This is a genomic window from Clostridium bornimense (assembly GCF_018917145.1).
Taxonomy (GTDB): Bacteria; Bacillota; Clostridia; order Clostridiales; family Clostridiaceae; genus Clostridium_AN; species Clostridium_AN bornimense_A.
In genome coordinates, this window is the sequence record NZ_JAHLOD010000027.1 from 1 (window position 1) to 23,637 (window position 23,637).

At 28.7% G+C, this 23,637-nt stretch carries 16 protein-coding genes; 13 read left to right on the forward strand and 3 right to left on the reverse strand.

Annotation, left to right across the window (positions count from 1 at the left end):
* The first annotated feature begins 142 nt into the window (after positions 1–142).
* From KQI30_RS10395 to KQI30_RS10440, 10 genes are all read left to right on the forward strand, one after another.
* Positions 143–922, forward strand: coding sequence for a GNAT family N-acetyltransferase (locus tag KQI30_RS10395; RefSeq protein ID WP_216463240.1), 780 nt, complete (start codon positions 143–145; stop codon positions 920–922).
* 114 nt (positions 923–1,036) lie between these two features.
* A complete protein-coding gene (gene polC / locus KQI30_RS10400) occupies positions 1,037–5,383 on the forward strand; it encodes a DNA polymerase III subunit alpha (RefSeq protein WP_216463241.1) in 4,347 nt (1,448 codons plus the stop codon).
* Between the two features lie 117 nt (positions 5,384–5,500).
* Positions 5,501–6,994: a glutamate/gamma-aminobutyrate family transporter YjeM gene (yjeM, locus tag KQI30_RS10405; RefSeq protein ID WP_216463242.1), complete on the forward strand. Its 1,494-nt coding sequence runs from the start codon at positions 5,501–5,503 to the stop codon at positions 6,992–6,994.
* A gap of 90 nt (positions 6,995–7,084) precedes the next feature.
* Positions 7,085–8,209: a flagellin lysine-N-methylase gene (gene fliB, locus KQI30_RS10410; protein ID WP_216463243.1), complete on the forward strand. Its 1,125-nt coding sequence runs from the start codon at positions 7,085–7,087 to the stop codon at positions 8,207–8,209.
* Between the two features lie 259 nt (positions 8,210–8,468).
* Positions 8,469–9,761, forward strand: coding sequence for a phosphopyruvate hydratase (gene eno, locus KQI30_RS10415; protein WP_216463244.1), 1,293 nt, complete (start codon positions 8,469–8,471; stop codon positions 9,759–9,761).
* A gap of 128 nt (positions 9,762–9,889) precedes the next feature.
* Positions 9,890–10,567, forward strand: a complete 678-nt coding sequence (locus KQI30_RS10420; protein WP_366936933.1) for a FadR/GntR family transcriptional regulator — start codon at positions 9,890–9,892, stop codon at positions 10,565–10,567.
* Between the two features lie 87 nt (positions 10,568–10,654).
* Positions 10,655–12,313, forward strand: coding sequence for a dihydroxy-acid dehydratase (gene ilvD, locus KQI30_RS10425; protein ID WP_216463246.1), 1,659 nt, complete (start codon positions 10,655–10,657; stop codon positions 12,311–12,313).
* 165 nt (positions 12,314–12,478) lie between these two features.
* Complete coding sequence (locus KQI30_RS10430) at positions 12,479–12,874, forward strand: hypothetical protein (protein ID WP_216463247.1); 396 nt, start codon at positions 12,479–12,481, stop codon at positions 12,872–12,874.
* Positions 12,875–12,986: 112 nt separating this feature from the next.
* The gene (locus KQI30_RS17585) at positions 12,987–14,294 is read left to right on the forward strand and encodes a sensor histidine kinase (protein WP_216463248.1); all 1,308 of its coding nucleotides are present in this window, start codon (positions 12,987–12,989) and stop codon (positions 14,292–14,294) included.
* A 232-nt stretch (positions 14,295–14,526) separates the two neighbouring features.
* Positions 14,527–16,809 (forward strand): sensor histidine kinase, encoded by a 2,283-nt coding sequence (locus KQI30_RS10440; RefSeq protein WP_216463249.1) that lies wholly within the window; start codon positions 14,527–14,529, stop codon positions 16,807–16,809.
* Positions 16,810–16,884: 75 nt separating this feature from the next.
* Here KQI30_RS10440 and KQI30_RS10445 read toward each other — a convergent pair whose 3' ends face one another.
* Positions 16,885–18,150, reverse strand: coding sequence for an aminotransferase class V-fold PLP-dependent enzyme (locus tag KQI30_RS10445; RefSeq protein WP_216463250.1), 1,266 nt, complete (start codon positions 18,148–18,150; stop codon positions 16,885–16,887).
* 136 nt (positions 18,151–18,286) lie between these two features.
* Positions 18,287–18,832: a hypothetical protein gene (locus KQI30_RS10450; protein WP_216463251.1), complete on the reverse strand. Its 546-nt coding sequence runs from the start codon at positions 18,830–18,832 to the stop codon at positions 18,287–18,289.
* A gap of 473 nt (positions 18,833–19,305) precedes the next feature.
* On the opposite strand from KQI30_RS10450, the gene KQI30_RS10455 reads away from it, so the two are divergent.
* Entirely contained in the window at positions 19,306–20,550 is a 1,245-nt protein-coding gene (locus tag KQI30_RS10455; protein WP_216463252.1) for an ammonium transporter, read from the forward strand.
* A gap of 17 nt (positions 20,551–20,567) precedes the next feature.
* The gene (locus KQI30_RS10460) at positions 20,568–20,906 is read left to right on the forward strand and encodes a P-II family nitrogen regulator (protein WP_216463253.1); all 339 of its coding nucleotides are present in this window, start codon (positions 20,568–20,570) and stop codon (positions 20,904–20,906) included.
* A gap of 171 nt (positions 20,907–21,077) precedes the next feature.
* Here KQI30_RS10460 and KQI30_RS10465 read toward each other — a convergent pair whose 3' ends face one another.
* Entirely contained in the window at positions 21,078–21,506 is a 429-nt protein-coding gene (locus tag KQI30_RS10465) for a hypothetical protein (protein WP_216463254.1), read from the reverse strand.
* A gap of 324 nt (positions 21,507–21,830) precedes the next feature.
* Here KQI30_RS10465 and abc-f point away from each other — a divergent pair, with 324 nt between their 5' ends.
* Positions 21,831–23,480 (forward strand): ribosomal protection-like ABC-F family protein, encoded by a 1,650-nt coding sequence (abc-f, locus tag KQI30_RS10470; RefSeq protein ID WP_216463255.1) that lies wholly within the window; start codon positions 21,831–21,833, stop codon positions 23,478–23,480.
* The last annotated feature ends 157 nt before the right edge of the window (positions 23,481–23,637 follow it).

Consider the following 23,637-nt stretch of genomic DNA (forward strand, 5'->3'; position numbering starts at 1 on the left):
GTAGATTCAATTTTAACATAGAAATCAGGGGGTCGTTGTTTTTTTATGCAAAAAAACTTCTAAAACCTTGATATATAAAGATTTTTAAAGAAAGAAGTGTAAATAAATTTTACACTATCATTAAAAGTAAAGGGGATAATATATGAGAGAAATACTAGATAAAATATTAGAATGTGAAGATAAGTATATAGAGAATTTTTGTAAATCCATTAATGAAGGAAATTATAGGAGATATTTTGATGATGAACTAAGGGATATGTATGATCATAATTTTATTAAAGTTAATTATGATTTAGATAATAATGAGGTTTTAAATATTATTAACACAGAAACAAGGAATAGATACGAAACAAATTCTGGATTTTGTAAAATAATATTAGGAAATACACTAAGGGAAATATCATTGTCTTTTAAAGAAGAAAAATCAGAAATAGAGCATCTGGGGGTATATGTATATACTGAGGGGATTTCTGGTTGGAAAAGCATTGATGAATGTGAAATAAAAAAAATATCAAATGAACATATGGTGAAAGAACTAATAAATCTTGATTTAGCACATGATGCTGAGAATTATGGAGCTGATTTTTGTAATCGTAGGGCAATAAGAAAGGGAAAAGTATATTTAGATACTAACAAATTATGTGACTCATATAATTGCTATTATAATAATGTTCCTGTAGGAAATTGTGAACTGATGACTTATTATGATACAGCTAAAATTGAATCATTTGCAGTTCATCCAGACTATCAAAGAAAAGGTATTGGAACTACTATATTAAAATATCTTGTAAGTAAAGCAGTCATGGAGGGTGCTAAGGTAGTTTATCTACTTGCTGATGAGGATGATACACCAAAGGATATGTATATAAAGATGGGCTTTAAAAAAGTAAGTGATATATATTCATTACTCTGGAAATTTTAATTAAGTCTATTTTTCATTAACATAATGTAGTCTTTACTTTTAGAAGTAAAAATGTCAAAATGTAATATATGATGATTTATAATAATACATTTATGAAGAAGGTTTAGGTGTACTATGAAAAAGGTAAGTGAGGTTTTTAGTGATCATAAATTAGGTAAAAATATATGTGATGCCACAGTAGAAAAAGCTGTTTTAAAAAGAAAAAGTAAGATACTTATAATGGACATTTCTTCAGATAGATATATCGATGTAGAAGAAATAAATGAACTTAATAAATTTATTATTAGAAGGTTTGTATTAAATGATTCAAAAATCAATATAAAATATAGTAAAGAAATTAGAGAAAAACCGCTAGAGAAAGAAATTAAAAATATAGTACTTACTATTACTGAAAAGCATCCAGTTTTAAAAGCTGCCGCAAGTGAATGTGATTATGAAGTAAGCAAAGATGTAATAAAGCTTAAGTTCAATGCTGTTGTATCTCATTTATTTAAAGATTTACATTATGACAGAGAGATACAAGGAGCCATAAAGAGCTTGTATGAGAAAACATATAGTATAACATTTGTAGATAAGGTCACTAAAGAAGAGCAAATAAAGATTAATAATGATAATGAGAAAAGTAAAATTATCGATATAAAAAAGAAAATTAAAGCACAACCAATAGAACCTCATAAAAGTAAACCTAATGTAACTATAAAAAGTGATGTTAAAGAAGAGACGAAAAAAGATAAAAAGAAGGATAATGGATTGTTGATTTTTGGTAGGAGTGGCAACATAAAAGAATCTGTTATTAAAATTGTAGATATTACTCCTTATGAAGAAACAATATCAATATCTGGTGAAATATCAAATATAGATACTAGAGAATTAAGAAGTGGAAAGATATTAGTTTCTTTTGATTTATATGATGGATCTAGTTCAATTACTTGTAAGTCATTTTTAAAGGAAAATCAGTTTGAAGAGGTATTAGCAAGATTAAAAAAGGCGAAGGGAATAAGAATTTTAGGTAATTCTGGTTTCAGTAAGTTTTCAAATGAAGTAGAAGTAATTGCTAATACTATTGTAGAAACTGAAGGAATTAAGAGAATTAAAAGAAAAGATACATCTGAGGTAAAAAGAGTAGAACTTCATATGCATACAAAGATGAGTCAAATGGACGCAATGACTAGTGCTACGGATTTGATAAAGAGAGCAATGAGTTGGGGAATGAAGTCAATAGCTATAACGGATCATGGTGTTGTTCAGGCTTTTCCAGAGGCTCATAAACTTTTAGGAAGAGACAATCCTGATATGAAGGTAATATATGGAGTAGAAGCCTATCTTGCTCCTGATAAGAAACCTGCTATATCTAATATAAAAAGTCAAAGTATTGATACGACTTATTGTGTACTAGATTTAGAAACTACAGGGTTTTCGCCTAAAATAGAAAAGATAACGGAAATTGGTGTAATGAAGATTAAAGATGGAAAAGTAATAGATACATTTAGCTGCTTTGTAAATCCTAAGAAACCAATCCCAACTAGAGTAGTAGAGGTTACTAATATCACTGACGATATGGTAAAGGATGCAGAAACTATTGATATTGTTTTTCCAAAATTATTAGAGTTTTTAAAAGATACTGTTTTGGTAGCCCATAATGCAGAATTCGATATTGGTTTTTTGAAACATAATGCTAAGGTTTTAGGATATGAATTTGATTTTACTTATATTGATACATTAACTTTATCTCAAGAGTTGTTTCCTGACTATAAAAGTTATAAACTTGGAAGAATAGCTAAGAAGCTTGGTATAAAAGTTGATGTAGCACATAGGGCATTAGATGATGTAGATACTACAGTGAAAGTATTTAACATAATGATTAAAATGCTAAAGGAAAGAAATTGTAGTACATTAGAAGATGTAGTTGTTAATGCATCGGATGAAATAGCAAAAAAGGAAGAGTATAAAAAACTTAAAACGTATCATGCTATAATACTTGCCAAAGATTATGTTGGACTTAAAAACTTGTATAAACTTGTTTCATATTCTCATTTAGATTATTTTTATAAAAGACCACGTATATTAAAAAGTATGTATAAAAAATATTCTGAAGGGTTAATACTTGGTAGTGCTTGTAGCGAAGGAGAACTTTTTCAAGCGATTTTACTTGGTAAGTCAGATGAAGAAATTGAAGCAATTGCACAAGACTATGACTATTTAGAAATACAACCCCTAGGTAATGATCAATATTTAGTAAGAAATGGTCTTGTACCAGATGAAGAATATATAAAAGATATTAATAGAAAAATTATTTCTCTTGGAGAAAAGTTAAATAAACTTGTAGTAGCTACTGGAGATGTCCACTTTATGGATCCAGAGGATGAAATATATAGACGTATTTTAGAATCAGGTCAAGGATATAAAGATGCTGATAACCAAGCACCATTATATCTACGAACAACAGAAGAAATGCTAGAAGAGTTTCAATATCTGGGTGAGGAAAAAGCTTATGAGGTTGTTGTGACTAATACAAATAAGATTTCTGATTTATGTCAACAAATTAGTCCTATATCACCAGAAAAGTGTCCACCACATATAGATGGGTGTGAGCAAACTATAAAAGATATTGCATATAGTAAGGCTCATGAATTATATGGAGATCCTTTACCTAAAATAGTTCAGGATAGACTTGATAAAGAATTAGATTCTATAATCAAAAATGGATTTTCAGTTATGTATATAATAGCACAAAAGCTTGTATGGAAATCTAATGAAGATGGATATCTTGTTGGTTCAAGAGGATCTGTTGGATCTTCCGTTGTAGCTTATATGACAGGAATAACAGAAGTTAATGCTTTGCCGCCTCATTATAGATGTCATAAATGTAAATATTCAGATTTTGATGATTATGGTTTTAAAAATGGTTTTGACTTGCCAAATAAGAAATGCCCTGTATGTGGAGAAGATTTGGATAAAGATGGTATGGATATACCTTTTGAAACCTTTCTTGGATTTAATGGAGATAAAGAACCCGATATAGATTTAAATTTCTCTGGTGAATATCAAAGTAAAGCACATAAGTATACAGAAGTTATATTTGGTAAAGGTACAACATTTAAAGCTGGAACAATAGGTACTATCGCAGAGAAAACTGCTTTTGGTTATGTAAAGAAGTATTATGAAGAAAAAGAGAAAACAGTAAACAGTGCTGAGATAGCAAGAATTTCAAAAGGATGTACAGGAATAAAAAGGACTACAGGACAACATCCAGGTGGTATAATAGTTGTGCCAAAAGGTAGAGAAATTTTTGAATTTTGCCCAGTACAACATCCAGCTGATGATCCAGATTCAGATATTATTACTACACATTTTGATTATCACTCTATAGATCAAAACTTGCTTAAGCTTGATATATTAGGTCATGATGATCCTACAGTAATAAGGATGTTACAAGATATAACTGGTGTTGATCCTAAATCAATACCATTAGATGATAAAGAGACGATGTCTTTATTTTCTTCTACAGAAGCATTAGGCTTGAGACCGGATCAAATAAATTCTGAGGTGGGGACTTTTGGAATACCTGAGTTTGGAACTAAGTTTGTAAGAGGAATGTTATTAGATACATTACCAACAACTTTTGCAGATTTATTATGCATATCAGGATTGTCTCATGGTACAGATGTTTGGCTTGGTAATGCTAAGGATTTAATAGATGCAGGAACTGTTACATTAAGTGAAGCAGTATGTACTAGAGATGATATTATGATATATTTGATTAAAAAAGGATTACCGCCTAATACAGCATTTAAAATAATGGAGCTTGTTCGTAAAGGTAAAGCATTAAAAGATCCTGAAAAGTGGATGGAATATGAAACACTTATGAGAGAACATGAAGTTCCAGAGTGGTACATAGATTCTTGTAGAAAAATAAAGTATATGTTTCCTAAGGCACATGCAGCGGCCTATGTTATGATGGCATTTAGAATTGCTTGGTTTAAAGTCCATATACCTAAAGCATATTATGCTGCATATTTTTCTATTAGAGCAAAAGCTTTTGATGCTGAATTTATGATATTTGGAAAAGAAAAAGTTAAGGAAAAGATGAAAGAAATAAATTCACAAGGCAATAGTGCTGCACCAAAAGATAAGGATATGTATGATGACTTAGAGATAGTTCTAGAAATGTACGAGAGAGGTTTTAAGTTTTTACCTATAGATTTATATAAATCTGATGCTACAAAGTTCAAGGTAGAAGATGATGGGTTAAGACCACCTATAAATAGCATATCTGGTATGGGAAATGTTGCGGCAGAATCTATTGCTAATGCTGTAAGTATGGATCCACCAATTAGCTCAATAGATAACTTAAAGAAACGTGCCAAAATCGGTAATGCTGCTGCTGATTTGTTAAGAAAATTTAATTGTCTAAATGGACTCCCTGAAAGCGATCAGGTAAGTTTTTTTGATATAATTTAATAATAAAGTAAAGCTGCCAAAGAGAAAATGGCAGCTTTTATTTTGAAAGTTTTCACATAAAAAAGATTTAAATGGTTATCCTATTTTATGAGAATAAATGATAATAGAGGTGACATAATGAATAAAAAAAGTATGAAGCTAAGTTTAAATGCCTTGATACTTATGATTTTCACATCGGTATTTGGTTTTGCCAATATACCAAGATCATTTTATTTAATGGGATATGCAGCAGTACCATGGTACATAATAAGCGCTATTGTATTTTTTATTCCCTATGCCTTTATAATGGCTGAATATGGTTCTGCTTTCAAAAAGGAAAGTGGAGGAATGTATTCGTGGATGGAAAAAGCTGTAGGCGCAAAATATGCCTTTGTTGGTACATTTATGTGGTACGCATCATACATAGTCTGGATGGTAAATGTGTCATCAACAATATGGATACCATTATCAAATGCAATTTTTGGTAGCGACAAGACCTCTTCATGGACAATCTTTGGATTAAATTCAACTGAAGTGTTAGGAATATTGGGTGCATTATGGATAATTTTTGTAACATTTATAGCTATTAAAGGGGTTGAAAGAATAACAAAAATTACATCTATTGGAGGTACATTTGTTGCAATTTTAAATGTTGTGCTAATAATTGGGGCTATATTAGTAGTGATTTTAAATAGTGGTGAATTTGCAGAGCCAATCAATAATATTATTAATACTTTTACAATATCTCCAAATCCAGATTATAAATCTATTATACAAATTTTATCATTTATTACCTTTGCTATTTTTGCATTTGGAGGATTAGAAGTTTTAGGAGGATTAGTTGATCAAACAAAAGATGCAGAAAGAACATTTCCCAAAGCTATTATAATTGCCGCTACAATTATTTCTATAGGTTATGCAATAGGAATATTTGCTTGTGGTATGTTTACAAATTGGAATAATATCTTATCAGGAGATAATGTAAATTTAAGCAATGTTGCATATATACTTATGAATAACTTGGGAGTGCAAATTGGGTATGCGATAGGGCTAAGTGAATCTGCATCAATACAAATGGGCCTTTGGGTTGCTAGATTTGTTGGAATATCAATGTTGTTAGCACTAACGGGTGCGTTTTTTACATTAACATATTCTCCTTTGAAAACTTTACTTTCAGGAGCACCTAAAGAAGTTTGGCCAGGTAAGTTAGGTGAAATAAAAAATGACATGCCTGTTAATGGAATGTATGTTCAGGGCATTATTGTAATTATAATTATACTTTTAGTATCTTTTGGAGGAAAAGGAGCAAAAGAATTTTTTAGAATATTAGTTTTGATGACTAATGTTGCGATGACAATACCTTATTTATTTTTAGCTGCTGCATTCCCTAAGTTTAAAAAGAAGCAGCTTGAAGGAGAAGTAGATAAGGCATATATGTTCTATAAAACTTATGGATCTGCAGTGTTTGTATCAATTATGATTTGTTTAATGGTCGGTTTTGCCAATGTATTTACTATAATTGAACCAGCAATAAGTGGAAAAATATCCGACACTATTATTATGATAGCTGGACCAGTAAGTTTTTCTATTATAGCATTAATTCTTTTTAGTCTTTATGAAAAGAAAAAATAATAGTATATGAAGTGTAAGTCTATGTTGCAGATTTACACTTTTTTTTAGATAATAAATAAGAATTATCATATATAAAATGGAGATAACAGTATGGATGAGAAGAGAAATATAGTTAAGATATTGGGTTACGACAAGTTTAAGTGTATTGCAGATAAATGTAAATATACTTGTTGTACAGGGTGGGATATTGAAGTAGATGATAGAACCTATAATAAATGGAGTTGCGATAAAGCAAATAACATATTAGAGAATATAAAAATAATAGAAAATTATGATAGAAAGTTATATTCTGTAAAAAAGAATACTGAAGGAAGATGTCCATTCTTAGATGGTAAAGGTTTGTGTAATATTGTAAAAACATATGGAGAACAGTATTTATCAATGACCTGCAAAAGTTTTCCAAGGGTAGAGAATATTTTTGGTAACAGACGTGAGTTAACGTTATCATGTGCTTGTCCTGTAGTAGTTGATCTTTTAGAAATTAGCACAAAAAATGTTGAATTTGATTCTGAAATAGATAATGACTTAATCCCGTTAAGAATTAGAGATACAATAGTGAAAATACTTAGGAAAGAAGACATTAAATTAGAATATAAGCTGATATTTTGTTATGAGATGTTATTAGAGATATTAGATGAAGAGACTGATATTAATAATGAGGGGTTAGAGAAATTTAAAGATAATAGGTATATTGCCAATAGAATTAAGGAATATGAATATGTAAATATATCTAAAGTAGAGGGATTAGAAGAACTTAATAATTTATTTTTAGATATAGTTCAGGAATATAGAAAGATCGATATTTTTGAAACTTTATTAAAAGATATTTCAATCTTTTCAGAGAACATTGATATTAAAGATTTTTCAGAAAAGTGGTCTAAATACAAGAAAATCTTTGAATACACTTCAAATAAAGTGTTGGAGAATTGTATTATATCTAAAGTTTATAGTAGTTGTGCGTTAGATGATATAGAAGAGATGATTATAGCTTATGAAATGATAATAATTGAATTTTTACTTATAAGATATTCCGTATTCCTTAGATATATTAAAGATAAAAATAACTATTTAGATATGGAGAATATTAAAGAATATATTGTAGCTTTTTCAAGAATTGTTGGGAATAATGCTGAAGCGATGGAAGAGTTTTTCCAAGATGGATTTGATGATAGTATTCTAGAATTAGGGTATTTGTGCTTTATAACTTTATTTTAAAATAGCACTAATTGAAAACAGTTATCAATTAGCTTGACAAGAGCAATATGGGGGAGTATAATTATGGCAATGATAATCATTATCAGTTACATGGTAATACTCTCTTTGAGCTTAATACATATATTTTTATATATAGTCTCACACACAACTATATATAATCTGATGAATACACCATTGTTAATTATTAATGTTTAGCCTTTAAATAGTTCAAAGATGAGTACTACCTAAATAAAAATAAATTAGAAGCAGAGGTAGATAAATGAGAAGTGAATTAAAAATAACTAAAGTATTAGGAAGACAAATTCTAGATTCAAGATGTTTTCCTACTGTAGAGGTTGAAGTTTATTTGGAAGATGGAACTATGGGGAGATCAGCGGTGCCTTCAGGAGCGTCAACTGGAATGTATGAAGCTGTAGAACTTAGAGATGGCGATAAAAATATTTATCAAGGGAAAAGTGTATTAAAAGCAGTTGATGCAGTTAATACCATTATTGGTGAAGCGTTAAAAAATGTTGATGTATATAATCAACCTTTAATTGATAAATTGCTTATTGAATTAGATGGGACAAGTAATAAAGGAAAATTGGGAGCTAATGCAATATTAGGCGTTTCACTTGCTTGTGCAGATGCAGCATCAAAAAGTTTAGGACTTTCATTATATCAATACATTGGTGGAGTTAATGCCAAAGTTCTACCAGTACCAATGATGAATATATTAAATGGAGGTGCCCATGCAGACAATTCTGTAGATATACAAGAGTTTATGATTATGCCAGTTGGTGCTAAAACTTTTAGTGCAGCTATTGAAATGTGTTCAAATGTTTATCATACACTTAAGAAATTGTTGAAATCAAGAGGATATTCTACTGCTATAGGTGATGAAGGTGGTTTTGCACCAGATCTTAAATCTAATGAGGAAGCATTACAATTAATTGTAGAATCTATTGTAGAAGCTGGTTATGAACCAGGAAAAGATATGTTTATTGCAATTGATGCAGCATCATCTGAATATTATGATAATGGTAAATATGTATTAGAACATGAAGGAAAGACTTTTAATGCTGAAGAAATGGTAGACTTCTTTGAAAACTGGATTAGTAAGTATCCTATTATCTCCATCGAAGATGCTATGGCAGAAGAAGATTGGGATGGTTGGAAAGTAATCACTGAAAGATTAGGACATAAGATTCAATTAGTAGGTGATGATTTATTTGTTACTAATACGGAGAGATTAAAGAAAGGTATTGAAAAAGGTGTTGCTAATTCAATACTAATTAAATTAAATCAAATTGGTACGTTAACTGAAACTTTAAATGCTGTTGAAATGGCAAATAGAGCTGGATATTCAGCAGTAATTTCTCATAGATCTGGAGAGACTGAAGATACAACTATAGCAGACTTAGTAGTAGCAGTAAATGCAGGACAAATAAAAACAGGTGCACCATGTAGAAGTGAAAGAGTTGCGAAGTACAATCAACTACTTAGAATAGAAGAAGATTTAAAAGATGTTGTTGAGTACAGAGGTAAGGACTCATTCTTTAATATAAAATAGTTCATATATATTGATAATAGATACAAAATATGTTGTATAACAACTATTTATTACATGAGACATCATACAACCTATTTAAAATAATTATCTTTTATGATATTATGAAGAAAAAAATAAAAAGGATGATTATGATGGCTTATGAAAAGCGATTATCAGATAGAATAGCTGATGATATTTTAAATATGATAACTATAGAAAAAAGATTTTTTCCTGGAGATAAGTTACCTAATGAAAATGATTTATCAAAGGAGCTTAATATAAGTAGAACAACATTGAGGGAAGCAATTAGAATTTTAGTTACTAATGGTGTTTTAGAGATAAAAAGAGGTTTAGGTACTTTTGTTAGAACTGATATATCAGTAGAGAATTTAAATGAATTAAATCCCTTGTCAATGGCAAAAGTGGATGCCAAAGATTTATATGAAATGCGGCTAATCTTTGAACCTGAAGCTGCATATCTGGCTACCATTAGGGCTACTGATGATGAACTAAAAAGAATCATTGATCTTGGAAAAAGAATAGAAGAAAAGATAAAAAATAGGGAAGATAGAACTGAAGTGGAACAGGAATTTCATAGGTCAATTGCAAAAGCTACTCATAATGAATTTATGAATAAGTTAATGCCTGTAATATACGAAGCTATTGATAAAGGCGTTCTATTGTCAGAAGAAAAAGAAGTTGCTATTCAAGATACAATTATAGACCATAGAATGATTATTGAATTTATGCAAGCTAGGAATGCTGAAGGAGCAAAAAATGCAATGAAAATTCATATTTTACATGCAATAAAAGAGCTTGAGATATAACAATATATGTTATACAACTATATTGACAGTAGACAACATACACACTATAATACAATATATAGAATTTGTGTTAGGGAGTGTATAAAAATGAGAAGTGATAGAATTACAAAGGGTATAAATGCTGCACCACAAAGAGCATTATTACATGCATTAGGACTTACTGATGAAGAAATAGGAAAACCTCTTATTGGTATAGTAAGTTCTAAAAATGAAATTGTACCTGGTCATATGAATATAGATAAAATTGAAGAGGCGGTAAAGCAAGGAGTATCTATGGCTGGTGGAGTACCAATAGTTTTTCCTGCAATTGCTGTTTGTGATGGTATAGCAATGGGACATGAAGGAATGAAATATTCATTAGTTACAAGAGAGTTAATTGCTGATTCTACTGAAGCTATGGCAACTGCGCATCCATTTGATGGACTAGTTATGTTACCTAACTGTGATAAAAATGTTCCAGGGTTATTGATGGCTGCTGCAAGATTAAATATACCTACAATTTTTGTAAGTGGTGGTCCAATGCTTGCGGGGATAATGCATGGACAAAAAATAAGTTACTCTAATGTATCAGAAGCGGTAAGTGAGTTTAAAGTAGGAAAAATTACTGAAAAGAAAGTTTGTGAATACGAAAATAAGGCATGTCCAACATGTGGATCATGTTCAGGAATGTTCACTGCAAATAGTATGAATTGTTTGACAGAAGTATTAGGAATGGGGCTACCTGGAAATGGTACAATACCAGCAGTATATTCTGAAAGATTACGTCTTGCTAAGAAAGCAGGTATGCAAATAATGGAGTTAGTTAAAAAGGATATTAAACCAAGAGACATAATGGTGAAGGATGCTTTTTTAAATGCTCTAACTATTGACATGGCATTAGGATGTAGTACTAATAGTATGTTACATTTACCTGCTATAGCTCATGAATGTGAGATAGATTTAGATTTAGAATTAGCTAACTCAATTTCAGATAAAACTCCAAATTTATGTCATTTAGCACCGGCTGGTGGTCACTTTATTGAGGAATTAAATGAAGCTGGTGGTATATTAGCAGTTATGAATGAAATAAGTAAACTTGGTTTATTAAATACTAATTTATTAACTTGTACTGGAAAGACTGTTGCTGAAAATATAGAAGGTCATGAGATTTTGGATACTGAAGTGATTAGAACAATAGATAATCCATATAGTACTACTGGTGGAATAGCTGTATTAAAAGGTAACTTAGCACCAGATGGATGTGTTGTTAAACGTTCAGCAGTAGCTCCTGAAATGATGAGTCATAAAGGAAATGCTAGAGTTTTTGATTGTGAAGAAGATGCGTTAAATGCTATATACGATGGTAAGATAAATCCAGGTGATGTAGTAGTTATTCGTTATGAAGGTCCAAAAGGTGGTCCTGGAATGCGTGAAATGTTAAATCCTACATCAGCTATTATGGGTAGTGGTCTTGGAAATTCTGTTGCGTTAATTACTGATGGAAGATTTTCAGGTGCAACAAGAGGAGCTGCTATTGGACATGTTTCTCCAGAAGCTGCAGTTGGAGGAAATATTGCTCTAATAGAAGAAGGAGATACTATCGAAATAGATATTCCTAAAAACACTATTAATGTTTTAGTATCTGATGAAGAATTAGCCGCTAGAAGAGAAAAATGGCAACCTAGAGAACCAAGAATAACTAAGGGTTATTTAGCTAGATATGCTAAAAGTGTAACATCAGGAAGTACCGGTGCAGTATTAAAATAGATAAATACATTAAAAATTAACAAGAAATGAGCTATGACAGAATTCACTAGAAGAGAATTTTGTTGTAGCTCATTTTTTATAAAATTAAAAAATTCAAAATTAGCTTCAATAATATGGTAAAATATGGTATTATGGTAATGCTATTTTATGATAGGGGTGAAGCTATTGGATAGAAAAGATGAATTAGTTGATTTCATAAATTCAGAATTGTTAACTTACAAAAGTGTAGTTAGTGAGGAAGCAGAAAAAAGTAATATTAAAAGTATGTTATCAAATATGCCTATTATAGATAACGATATAGTAAGTGACTCATATGATTTAGAAGATAAAGGTATTAATTATTATAAATTGAAATTATTATTAGATAATATAGACGATATATTACTTTTAATTAAGAAAGAAGATAAATCAAAGGTTATTAGATCTGGTAATACTAAAGTTACATCTTTAAGGGTAGATATAGGAATATATGAACAAATTAAAAATAAAGCTGTAGAAGATAATATAAACATAAGTGAAATAATTAATATTGCATTAGAAGACTATCTTAAAAAATACTAGATAAATCATGGAAGAATATTGCAGGGAAAAATGTGAAAAATGTGGTACAATAAGTGTATAAAAATACATTTTATTTTCAATTTCAGGTGTTTAGGTATAAGGGGGCAATTTAGTGTTTGACGGAGGAATGGAAATAATACAGATTATATTTACTATGATAATATTTTTTATTGTTCATAGAAATGTATCTTTTATTAAACTTACAATACTTCAATATTGTTTTGCATGCGGGATAGTTGGTGTTGTTTATGTAGCTCTAACATTATTTTCTACCAATATAGCACCATTATCATTGTACATAGTGCCGATTATATTTATGTACATTAAGAGTAAAAAATTTGCTCCAAGTTTTATATCCCATACATTGGTATGTCTTATAGTATTCTTCGTGGATGGAATTGTTAGTCATTTACTTCTTTTATTGTTTGGAAAAAAGTATTTTACAACTGAGTATGGTGTTATTTTTATTTTAAGTATAATAACTATAGTATCTGCGTATATTAGTAAATTTGTATTTGTTATATCAAATAAATATAAAGGAACTATTTTAAATAATTATAAATCGAAGTATTTGCAAAGAATTTATATATTACTAGCGATAATATTTGTAACACTTTTCATTACATTAAATTTTAATAGAAATAGTGATATTGTGCTTTTGACTGAATCTAATAGTAGTGTGATTATAATATGGGGAGCAATGTTAATTCTTATATTATATATATTGTTTATTGTAGCTAGAAAAGAAGCTAAAATTCAATATAAAGAGCGTGAATTAGAAAACTTAAAGGGATATACTAAGAATTTAGAAATGATGTACACTGATATGAGAAAGTTTAGGCATGATTATATAAATATAATTGCTTCAATAGCAGGTTTTATAGAAGAGAGAGATATTGATGGCCTTGCAGAGCATTTTAGTAAAAATATTTATCCCTTAAATAGTAAGATGAATAATAATAATTATAGGTTGGGTTTATTAAAAAATATAGAGTTACCAGAAATAAAAGGATTAATATCGTCAAAAATAATTCACGCACAAGAATTAGGTATAGAGGTTGGAATAGATATATTAGAAACCATAGATGACATAAAAATGGACACAATAGATTTTACAAGATGTATGGGAATAATATTGGATAATGCAGTTGAGGCATCAATTGAGAGTGAAAAGAAAATATTAAATATTGCATTTATAAATAAAAATAAATCTCTAATAGTGGTGGTTGAAAATACATTTCCTTTAAATATACCGCCAATTTATAAGATGTTTAAGTATGGTTTTTCAACTAAGGGTGACAACCGTGGAATAGGTCTTAGTAATTTGAGAGAAATTACTAATAAATATCAAAATGTTTCTTTAGAAACTGTGATTAAAGAAGATAAGTTTGTTCAAAATCTTATTATTTGTGATGAATAATAATTTTTATGATGGGTAGTATTATTAGTAGTGAACTCACCTTAAGTATTTTAGATAAAGTAAAAATCACTAACAAATTTGTTAGTGATTTTTGTTTTCTTTTTAATTGCATTATACAATATACAAAAAACAGAATTTTACAAAGAAATCTTTGTCGTATTATGGATTATTTTATACTTTAATGGTAAACTATAAATAAATGTTAAAAGTAGAAACATAAGGAGGGGGTTTCATGAAACATATAAAATATATATGTTTCTATATTATATTAAGTATTTGTATATTAGACATATTTCCAATCAGTGTATATGCAGTTAATAATAAAAAGGAAAGTAAAGAAGTATTGGTAGTTTATTCGGATAGTGAAAATTTATCATATGTTAATAGTATTCTTTTAAATGTAAAAAAGCATGTTGAAGATTATGGTTTGAATCTTACATATGATACAGAAAAGATACCTATATCCTATATAATGAATAGTTCAGATATAGATACCTATACATCAATTATAGAGAGAAAGTGTGAAAATAAGTCGTATGATGCAATTATAGCGATGGGAGAGGATGCTTTTAAGTTTATTAGTGAACATAAAGTGAAAGCTTTAAATGATATACCTATGGTTATAAATGGAATGAACTCTTTAGAATATCAAAATAGTTCAAGTGATTTTTCAGGTGTATTAACAGATGTAAATTTTAAAACACTTATTAATGCTATAAAAACAGTACAGCCAACTATTAAAGAGATTTATTTTTATGGAGCAGATTCAACGTTAACAGAAGAAAAAATAAGTAAAATTAGCAAGCAATGTACAAATGAAGGAATTAAGATGTTAACAATACCTATTGAAGATTTTAGAAATTATAAATTTAAAAATAAAGGAAATAATGAAGCACTTATAGTTTGTGATAAAAATTTAGATAATTATGGAAACATTCTTGAAAATGATGAGTTTTTCAATTATATAAGAAATGTATATACTGGACCTACTTATGTATATAATCCTAATCAACTTAATGTAAGTAAGTATAGTTTAAATGATAAAACGAAATTTGTTGGAGGAGTTGTTTTTAATACAGAAGAAAATAGCAAAGTAATTTACGAAAAGTTATTAAAGATATTTACTAAGACAAGGACAAAAAATAGGGATGTTACGGAGATAGATGGTAAAATAGAACTAGATTATTCTGCTATAGATGAGTATAATTTGAATAGTAAATCTCTTCCTAAAAGTTTCGAAATAATTGGTAATAAAGATACAACTTTAGATAAGATAGTTGATAAGACTCCTGAAATAATTATTATAGTTTGTATTGCAATTACTATGGCAATTCTATTGTTTCACTATATACGTAGTAAAAATAGAAAACTAAGCATTAATTTATCTAAAAGTGAAAAAAGGTATGAAGAACTTCTAAAGTTGCTACCAGATCCTGTTATAGTAGTTAGTAATAATAAAATTTCATATATAAATGATTATGGTATCAATTATTTAAAAGCAAGAGATGTAATTGAAGTAATTGGTATGGATATTAATGATATAGTGTATAAGGAAGTTACTTTTAATCCACTTAAAGGCATTCATACTACTGTCAAAACAGAAATAATTTTATTGAATAAAGAAGTAAGAGATGTTGAACTATCTTATACTTTAGATTCAAATTTTTCTAAGGGTGTTATTATGGTAATAAGAGATTTGACAGATGAGAAGTTATTAGTAAAGAGAAAGGAATTCGACAAGTTACGAAGTGAATTTTTTGCTAATATATCTCATGAACTTAGAACTCCAATAAACATTATTCTATCAACTACGCAATTATTACAATTACTTTGTAATGATAAAGGTGAGAAATTTGCAAGTTATCTTGAGAGCTTAAAGCAAAATGCATATCGTTTAACTAAGCTTACAAATAACTTAATTGATTCAACAAAAATAGATGCAGGATATATGAATCTAAATCTAAAACCTTGCAATATTGTAGAAGTAACTGAAGAAGTAACATTATCTACAATTAATTTTGCTAAAGAAAAAGGAATAACAGTAACTTTTGATACTGATGAAGAAGAAGTATACACAATGGTGGATTTTGAAAAATACGAAAGAATAATATTAAATCTTCTTTCTAATGCAATAAAATATAATCGTGAGAATGGAACAATTACTGTAACAATGTCAACTAAGGAAAATACAGTAGAAGTTGCGGTAAAAGACTCAGGTATAGGTATACCTGCAAATGAAATTTCATCTGTTTTTGAAAGATTTGTACAAACTGCTGGTGTTTCGTCAAGTAATGTACAAGGAAGTGGAATAGGTTTGTCTTTAGTTAAATCATTAGTTGAAATGCATAAAGGTAGAATATCGGTATCAAGTGTCGAAGGAGAATATACTGAATTTGTAGTATCTATACCACTGATAGAGGATATAAACATAGAAGAAAGTATTGAAACTATAGATCATAATGATTTTAATGCTAATAAAATGGCATTAGTAGAATTATCCGATTTAGATAAATAAAGAAATATAGAAACGGGCGATTACACTCATTTGTACCATCGCCCGTTAATTTTTATATTATAAAAACAATAAAGTTTAATTATTAGCTATATCAGAAATTGCATTTACTACACATTTTGCTTCGCACAAAGTGTTATATAGTCCTAAACTTAATCTAACCATTCCTGCACTTTTTTCATTAGATAATGATTTTTCGATAACTGTATCGTCATCAACATTCAAAAGACGATTTACATATGGATGTGCACAAAATTTACCATATCTTGTAGCAATACCAAAGTCATCTGCGAGTTTATGAGATACATAGTCATAGTCTTTATCTTTAATATTGAAAGATATTACACCTAATCTATCATCAATATTATTATAATCTCCGTATAGAATTACATTTGGTATCTTTCGTAATTCTCTTATTAAATAGTTTCTAAGGTAATTTTCGTGAGAAACTATATGATTATAACCTATTTTTTTAATCATATCTATTGAAGCAGTTAATGCAACTATACCTAAAAAGTTTTGTGTTCCTGCTTCATGACGTTCTGGAGCTGGTTTCCATATCACATCTGAATCTGATACTGTTTTAACTGCACCGCCGCCTTTAAGAAAAGGAAGTGTATTCAATTCCTTACTTAAACCAACAATTACACCGACACCATAAGGAGCATACATCTTATGAGCAGAAAACACTAGAAAGTCAATAGATTCATCGGGATGATTTCCTGTCATATTTATTTTTCTATGAGGAACTAATTGAGCTCCATCTACGATTAGCTTTGCTCCATAACGGTGAACAATTTTAGCAATACTGTTAATTGGATTAATATATCCTGTAACATTGGAAGCTCCAGTTATACTAACATAGGAAAAGGTATTTTGTGAAAGTTTTTCTTCGAGTTGTTTTAAATCAAGTCTTCCATTAGAATCTACTTCAACATATTCTACATCAGAGTTATATCTCCATGGTAAATCATTAGCATGGTGTTCCATTCTAGTTGTCAATACTTTTTCTTTTTTGTCGTTAATTAGTACATTTGATAGCAAATTCAATCCTTCTGTGGTGTTTTTTACATAAATAACTGTATACTCATTTCGGTGGGATAAATTGAAGAATTCTAAGATTTTTTTTCTTGATTCTTCATATTTTTCTGTGCAATAATCGCCTTTTTGACCAGCACCTCTACCTATTGGTCCGTATAATGAAATACTTTCTTTAAGCTGTCTATTGACGTATTTGAATGGTGGAGTTGTAGCTCCGTTATCAAAATTAATAGGGACTACCATTGATCCATCTTTAATCTTTACGGAAGTTTCTATACCATCGAATAAATGTCTATAATTCATTAACTCACTTCCTCTGTACATCATTTTCCTTCCTCAATTTCATAATATGCATTGTTATTATAAAAGACACAACTTAAAATTGTGTCTTTTTTTAGTATAGATGAAATAAATATATTTATTTAAGATTATAAATATATTAAATTTGATTCCAATGATCAGGCCAACCCCAATCATCATTAATATCAAAATCTCTTTCATTATCAAAGTCAGATTCTCTATTTCTACCGCAGTTACAGAAATCTCTGTCACAGTCTCTATCTCTATCGTGGTCACAGAAATCTCTGTCATGATGTCTGTCACAGTCTCTATCTCTATCGCAGTCACAGAAATCTCTATCATGATGTCTATTGCAGTTTCTATTTCTGTTGCAATTACAGAAATCTCTATCATTATCTATATTTCCATATGGAAAATTCCAATCATAATCAATAGTTCTATTAAAGTCTAGAATACGATTCATATTTACGCAACGAAAGTTTCTATTTAGATTATTATTGCGATTATAAAGATTTCTATCACAATTGTTATTTAACAAGTTGCGGAAATCAGTCCATGAATTATTATTAATAGTATTGAATCTTTGGGTAGCTAGTGTGTTAAAATTGTTGTTATAAGCTATTCTATTTAAAGGTATAAAAGTAGATCTCACTCTATTAGCATTAGAAAAATTTAAACATCTCATATTAATTAATCACTCTCTTCTCATTAGATAAATTAGATATTTTATATCTAATATAATATATGTTTAGAAACAAACTAAGTTACAATTGAAACTTATTAAACATAAAAATCAAGAATTGTCTATACGAAAATAATTAAAAAAAATAGTTTATATTGTGTATCTATTTAAAAAAAATAACCATATCATATAAAGTGGTAAAAATTATAGGGAAACTTTAAAAAAATAAGTCTTATAAAAGTCTTTCCATTTACTTTAAGTAATATCTCTTAACCCTTTATATAACAGAAGTTGTAATAAAAGAGATAAATGAAAAAATAATTATAAAAACATATTGACAAAAATTATATAAACTGTTAAACTTTCAAATATGAAGTGGCAAAGACGTCCAATGTAAGGATATCTTTGCCACTTTTTTTTATTTATATCGTTATTTAATAAATTAAGAATACTTTATTTTTGAAAGGATGATTTTTATGGAAATTAATTATGGAGATACTGCATTTATATTAATTTCATCAGCATTTGTATTTCTTATGACACCAGCACTTGCATTTTTTTACGGAGGAATGGTTGGTAGAAAAAATGTGTTAAATACTTTGTTATCATCATTTTTTATATGTGGATTAGCTTCAGTATTATGGGTAGCAATAGGATATTCTCTTGCTTTTGGAAGTGATCATGGAGGTATAATTGGTAGTTTTGAACATATATTCTTTAATGGGCTTACTGGTGACCCTGGTACTTATTGTGATAGTATACCAGATACATTATTTGCTACATTTCAAATGATGTTTGCAATTATAACTCCAGCTTTGATTACTGGATCTTTAGTTGGTAGGATGAGATTTTCAGCATTATTTATTTTTATAGCAATATGGTCAGTAGTTGTATATTATCCATTAGCACATATGGTGTGGGGTGATGGAGGATTATTTGCTAAACTAGGAGCTGTTGATTTTGCAGGAGGAAATGTTGTTCATATTAGTTCAGGAGTATCAGGACTTGTTGCATGTATAATGCTTGGACGCAGACGTGGTCATGGTATGTTAAGTTATAAACCTCACAATATTCCTTTTGTAGTTTTAGGTGCCGCTCTATTATGGTTTGGTTGGTTTGGATTTAATGCTGGTAGTGCACTTGGAGCTAACTCACTTGCAGTACATGCATTTATTACAACTAATACTTCAGCGGCAATGGGATTACTTTCTTGGTTACTTATAGAAAAGATATTACATGGAAAACCAACAATGTTAGGTGCAGCAACCGGAGCAGTTGTTGGATTAGTAGCAATAACTCCTGGAGCAGGATTTGTACCAATATGGGCAGCATTTATTATTGGAGCTTTAGTTAGTCCTATTTGTTATTTCTTTATGTCTGTTGTAAAAACAAAATTTGGTTATGATGATTCATTAGATGCTTTTGGATGTCATGGTATTGGTGGTGTTTGGGGAGGTATAGCTACTGGTATATTTACTAAAGCTTCAATTAATGATGTTGCAAGATGGAATGGTCTAATTTATGGTGATGTTAAGTTATTCTTAGCTCAAATTATAAGTATAATAGCTACCATTATAATAGCAGCAGTTGGAACATTTGTAATAATTTCTATTATGAAGTTGTTTATGAAGATTCGTGTAACAGAAGCTGAAGAAGCAAATGGACTTGACATATCCGAACATAGTGAATCTGCATATCCATCATTCACTGGATTGGATTAAGAAAGGGGATTTTATAAATGAAAAAAATTGAAGCGATAATAAGACCAACAAAATTGGAAGAGCTAAAAGATGCATTGATTAAGGAGAATATTTCTGGAATAACTATTAGTCAGGTTTTAGGTTGTGGTAATCAATATGGTTATAAAGAATATTATAGAGCTAGCGAACTAATATTAAATGTTTTACCTAAAGTAGAAATTAAAATGGTTGTTGAAGATGAAAAAGTGGATAGTATTGTTAAACTTATAATGTCTATTGCTAAGACTGGAGAAGTGGGAGATGGAAAGATTTTTGTAACTGACGTATGTAATTGTATTAGAATACGTACTGGTGAAGAAGGACTTGATGCTCTTTAATCAAGATAAAGTAATTTTTTAATATAATTAATATGCTCCTTTTTAGGAATATAGCCTTATTAATAATGCTATAAATCTAAAAGGGAGCTTTTTAATGAATAAAAGTAGTTATATTCAATAGAAAGATTTTATACCCATTAAGGAGTTAAAAGTAAATTCTTATATTGAAAATTAAATTACTTTATTATCTTCTATAACATCATAAAGACTAGTAACATTAGGCAAATTTATGTTAGTATCTATTGTTAACTTTAGAATAGAAGTCTTCTTTTCATTATCCACAGGCCAAGCTGTTACAGAGAAAAGCTTGTGAGGCAATGTTACATACTTACTCCAGCCACAAGTATTGTATAAGTATCTGCTCATCGTTAACAATTCTATTGTAGGGTTTTCAATTCCTGTAATTGTTTCTGTTTTTAATCTTAGTTTTATAAATTTAGCTTTTATCCATATTAGTTTTATAGATTTATTATTAATATTGTTGGAAATTTCAATTGATTTTCTTATTTGATTAGTAAAATATTTAAAATTAAAATGTTGTCCCACTATAGGTTTTGGGTCTTTTAACTTTAGTATTAAATCAAAGGTTTGAACTACCATAACCATCACCTCTATCTAACACTATTGACATAAGATAATAAAAATATACGTAGAGACTTTATGTAATTTAGATATTGGTATTAAAAACCCTTAATTTATATATATTATATTATTATAGGTCATAAAATATGTATAAAAGTTGAATAAAAAAATTGATATTTACATATATTAATCTAAGAATACGGAGGATAAAATATATAAGTGTTTTAATTATTCTCATATTGATTTTAAATATAAGTGTTTATGTAAATAGAAAATTTGTTAAAGGTGCTGTAGGCGATGACTTTAATAGCGTATATTTTTCAATATTAGGAGTGATAAGTTATGAAGTTAGCATCAATAAAGGATTTAAAGATGTATTATGGAGATAGGTTGTTACTTGATATTGATAAGTTTGAGATAAATACTGAAGATAGAATAGGTTTAGTCGGTAAGAATGGTGTAGGAAAAACTACCTTCTTAAAGATATTAATAGGAGAAATAAAACCTGAAATTGGTAGTGTGTTTTTAACAAATAGTTATTCATATATTAGTCAATGTGAAGAAGATAATATTAAGGCTTATAGCACTGGAAAGCTAAAAAAAATATTTAGCGCTCCAGATAGTTATAAGGATTATTTATCAGGTGGTGAAAAAATAAAAGTTAGAATAGTAAATGCATTAAATGAAAATAGTAGCATAATCATTGCCGATGAACCTACATCAAATTTGGACAAAACTTCAGTAGAAAAGTTAATTTTGGAATTGAAAAAATATAAAGGGGCTTTATTAATTGTATCTCATGATAGAAATTTTTTAGATGAGATATGTAATAAAATTGTTGAGATTGATAATGCTAATATTACTGTTTATAATGGCAATTATAATAAATATATAAAGGAAAAGAAAGAGAATGAAAAAGTAAAAGAAATTGAGTATAAAAAATACATTAATGAAAAGGTAAGATTAGAAAATGCTATATTAGAAAAAAGAAAATTGCGAGATAGAATAAAAAAGGCACCTAAAGGTATGGGTAAATCAGAAGCGAAAACTATTAAGATGGGTGATCAAGGTGGTAAGAAGACCTTAGATAATAATATCAAGGCAATAAAAAGTAGAATAAATCATATGGAAGTTAAAGAAAAACCTAAAGTGGAAAAGAAAATGTTTGTAAAGGTTATGCCGGGGTTAGAATTAATATCTCAAACACCAATTACAATAGAAAATTTTAATTTATATTGTGGGGATAAGTTATTAATAAAAGATATAAATGTTTCATTTAATAAGAAAAATGCTATAGCAATAATAGGTGAGAATGGAAGTGGTAAAACTTCATTAATAAGAAGAATTATAAAAAATACTGATCCAGAAATTAAGATTGTCGATGCAGCTAGGATTGGTTATTTTGATCAAGAACAAAATATACTGGAAGAAGACATTACTATTATTGACAACTTAAAAGACGATTCAACTTATGACGAAAGTTTTCTTAGAATGTGTCTTGAGGCTTTTGGTATTAATGATGTTAAGAAGATAGTAAAAGATTTAAGTGGTGGAGAACGAGTTAAAGTCGCTTTATGTAAGGTAGTCTTATCTGATAATAATATTCTTATTTTAGATGAGCCTACAAATTATTTAGATATAAAATCTATAGAAGCTTTAGAAGAGTCATTAATTAATACAGATAAACTTGTTATAGTAGTATCCCATGACAAAAAATTTATATCAAACGTATGTAATGAAATTATGGAAATAAAAGATCAGAAATTGATAGATTTCAAAGGAAACCTCATAGAATATGAATCTAATAATGAAGAAAAAGTATCTTCGAAAGAGAAAATAAAGAAAGATCAGTTATTATTATTAGAAAACAAAATGACAGAAGTAATATCCAGGTTATCAATAGAAAAAGATTTAAAAAAGAAAAAACAATATGATGAAGAGTATAGTATTTTAGTAAATCAGATTGATAGTATAAAGAAAAATAGTGACTAAAATTTAATAAAAATATGGCTATAAAAACATTCTTTTGTATAAGAATGTTTTTTTGTGTAGTAAAGGTTTTCGATGTATTGACAAACTATTACAGGGAGAATATACTACTTACTATATTGATAATGATTATCATTACTATATTATCATGAAAAGTTTG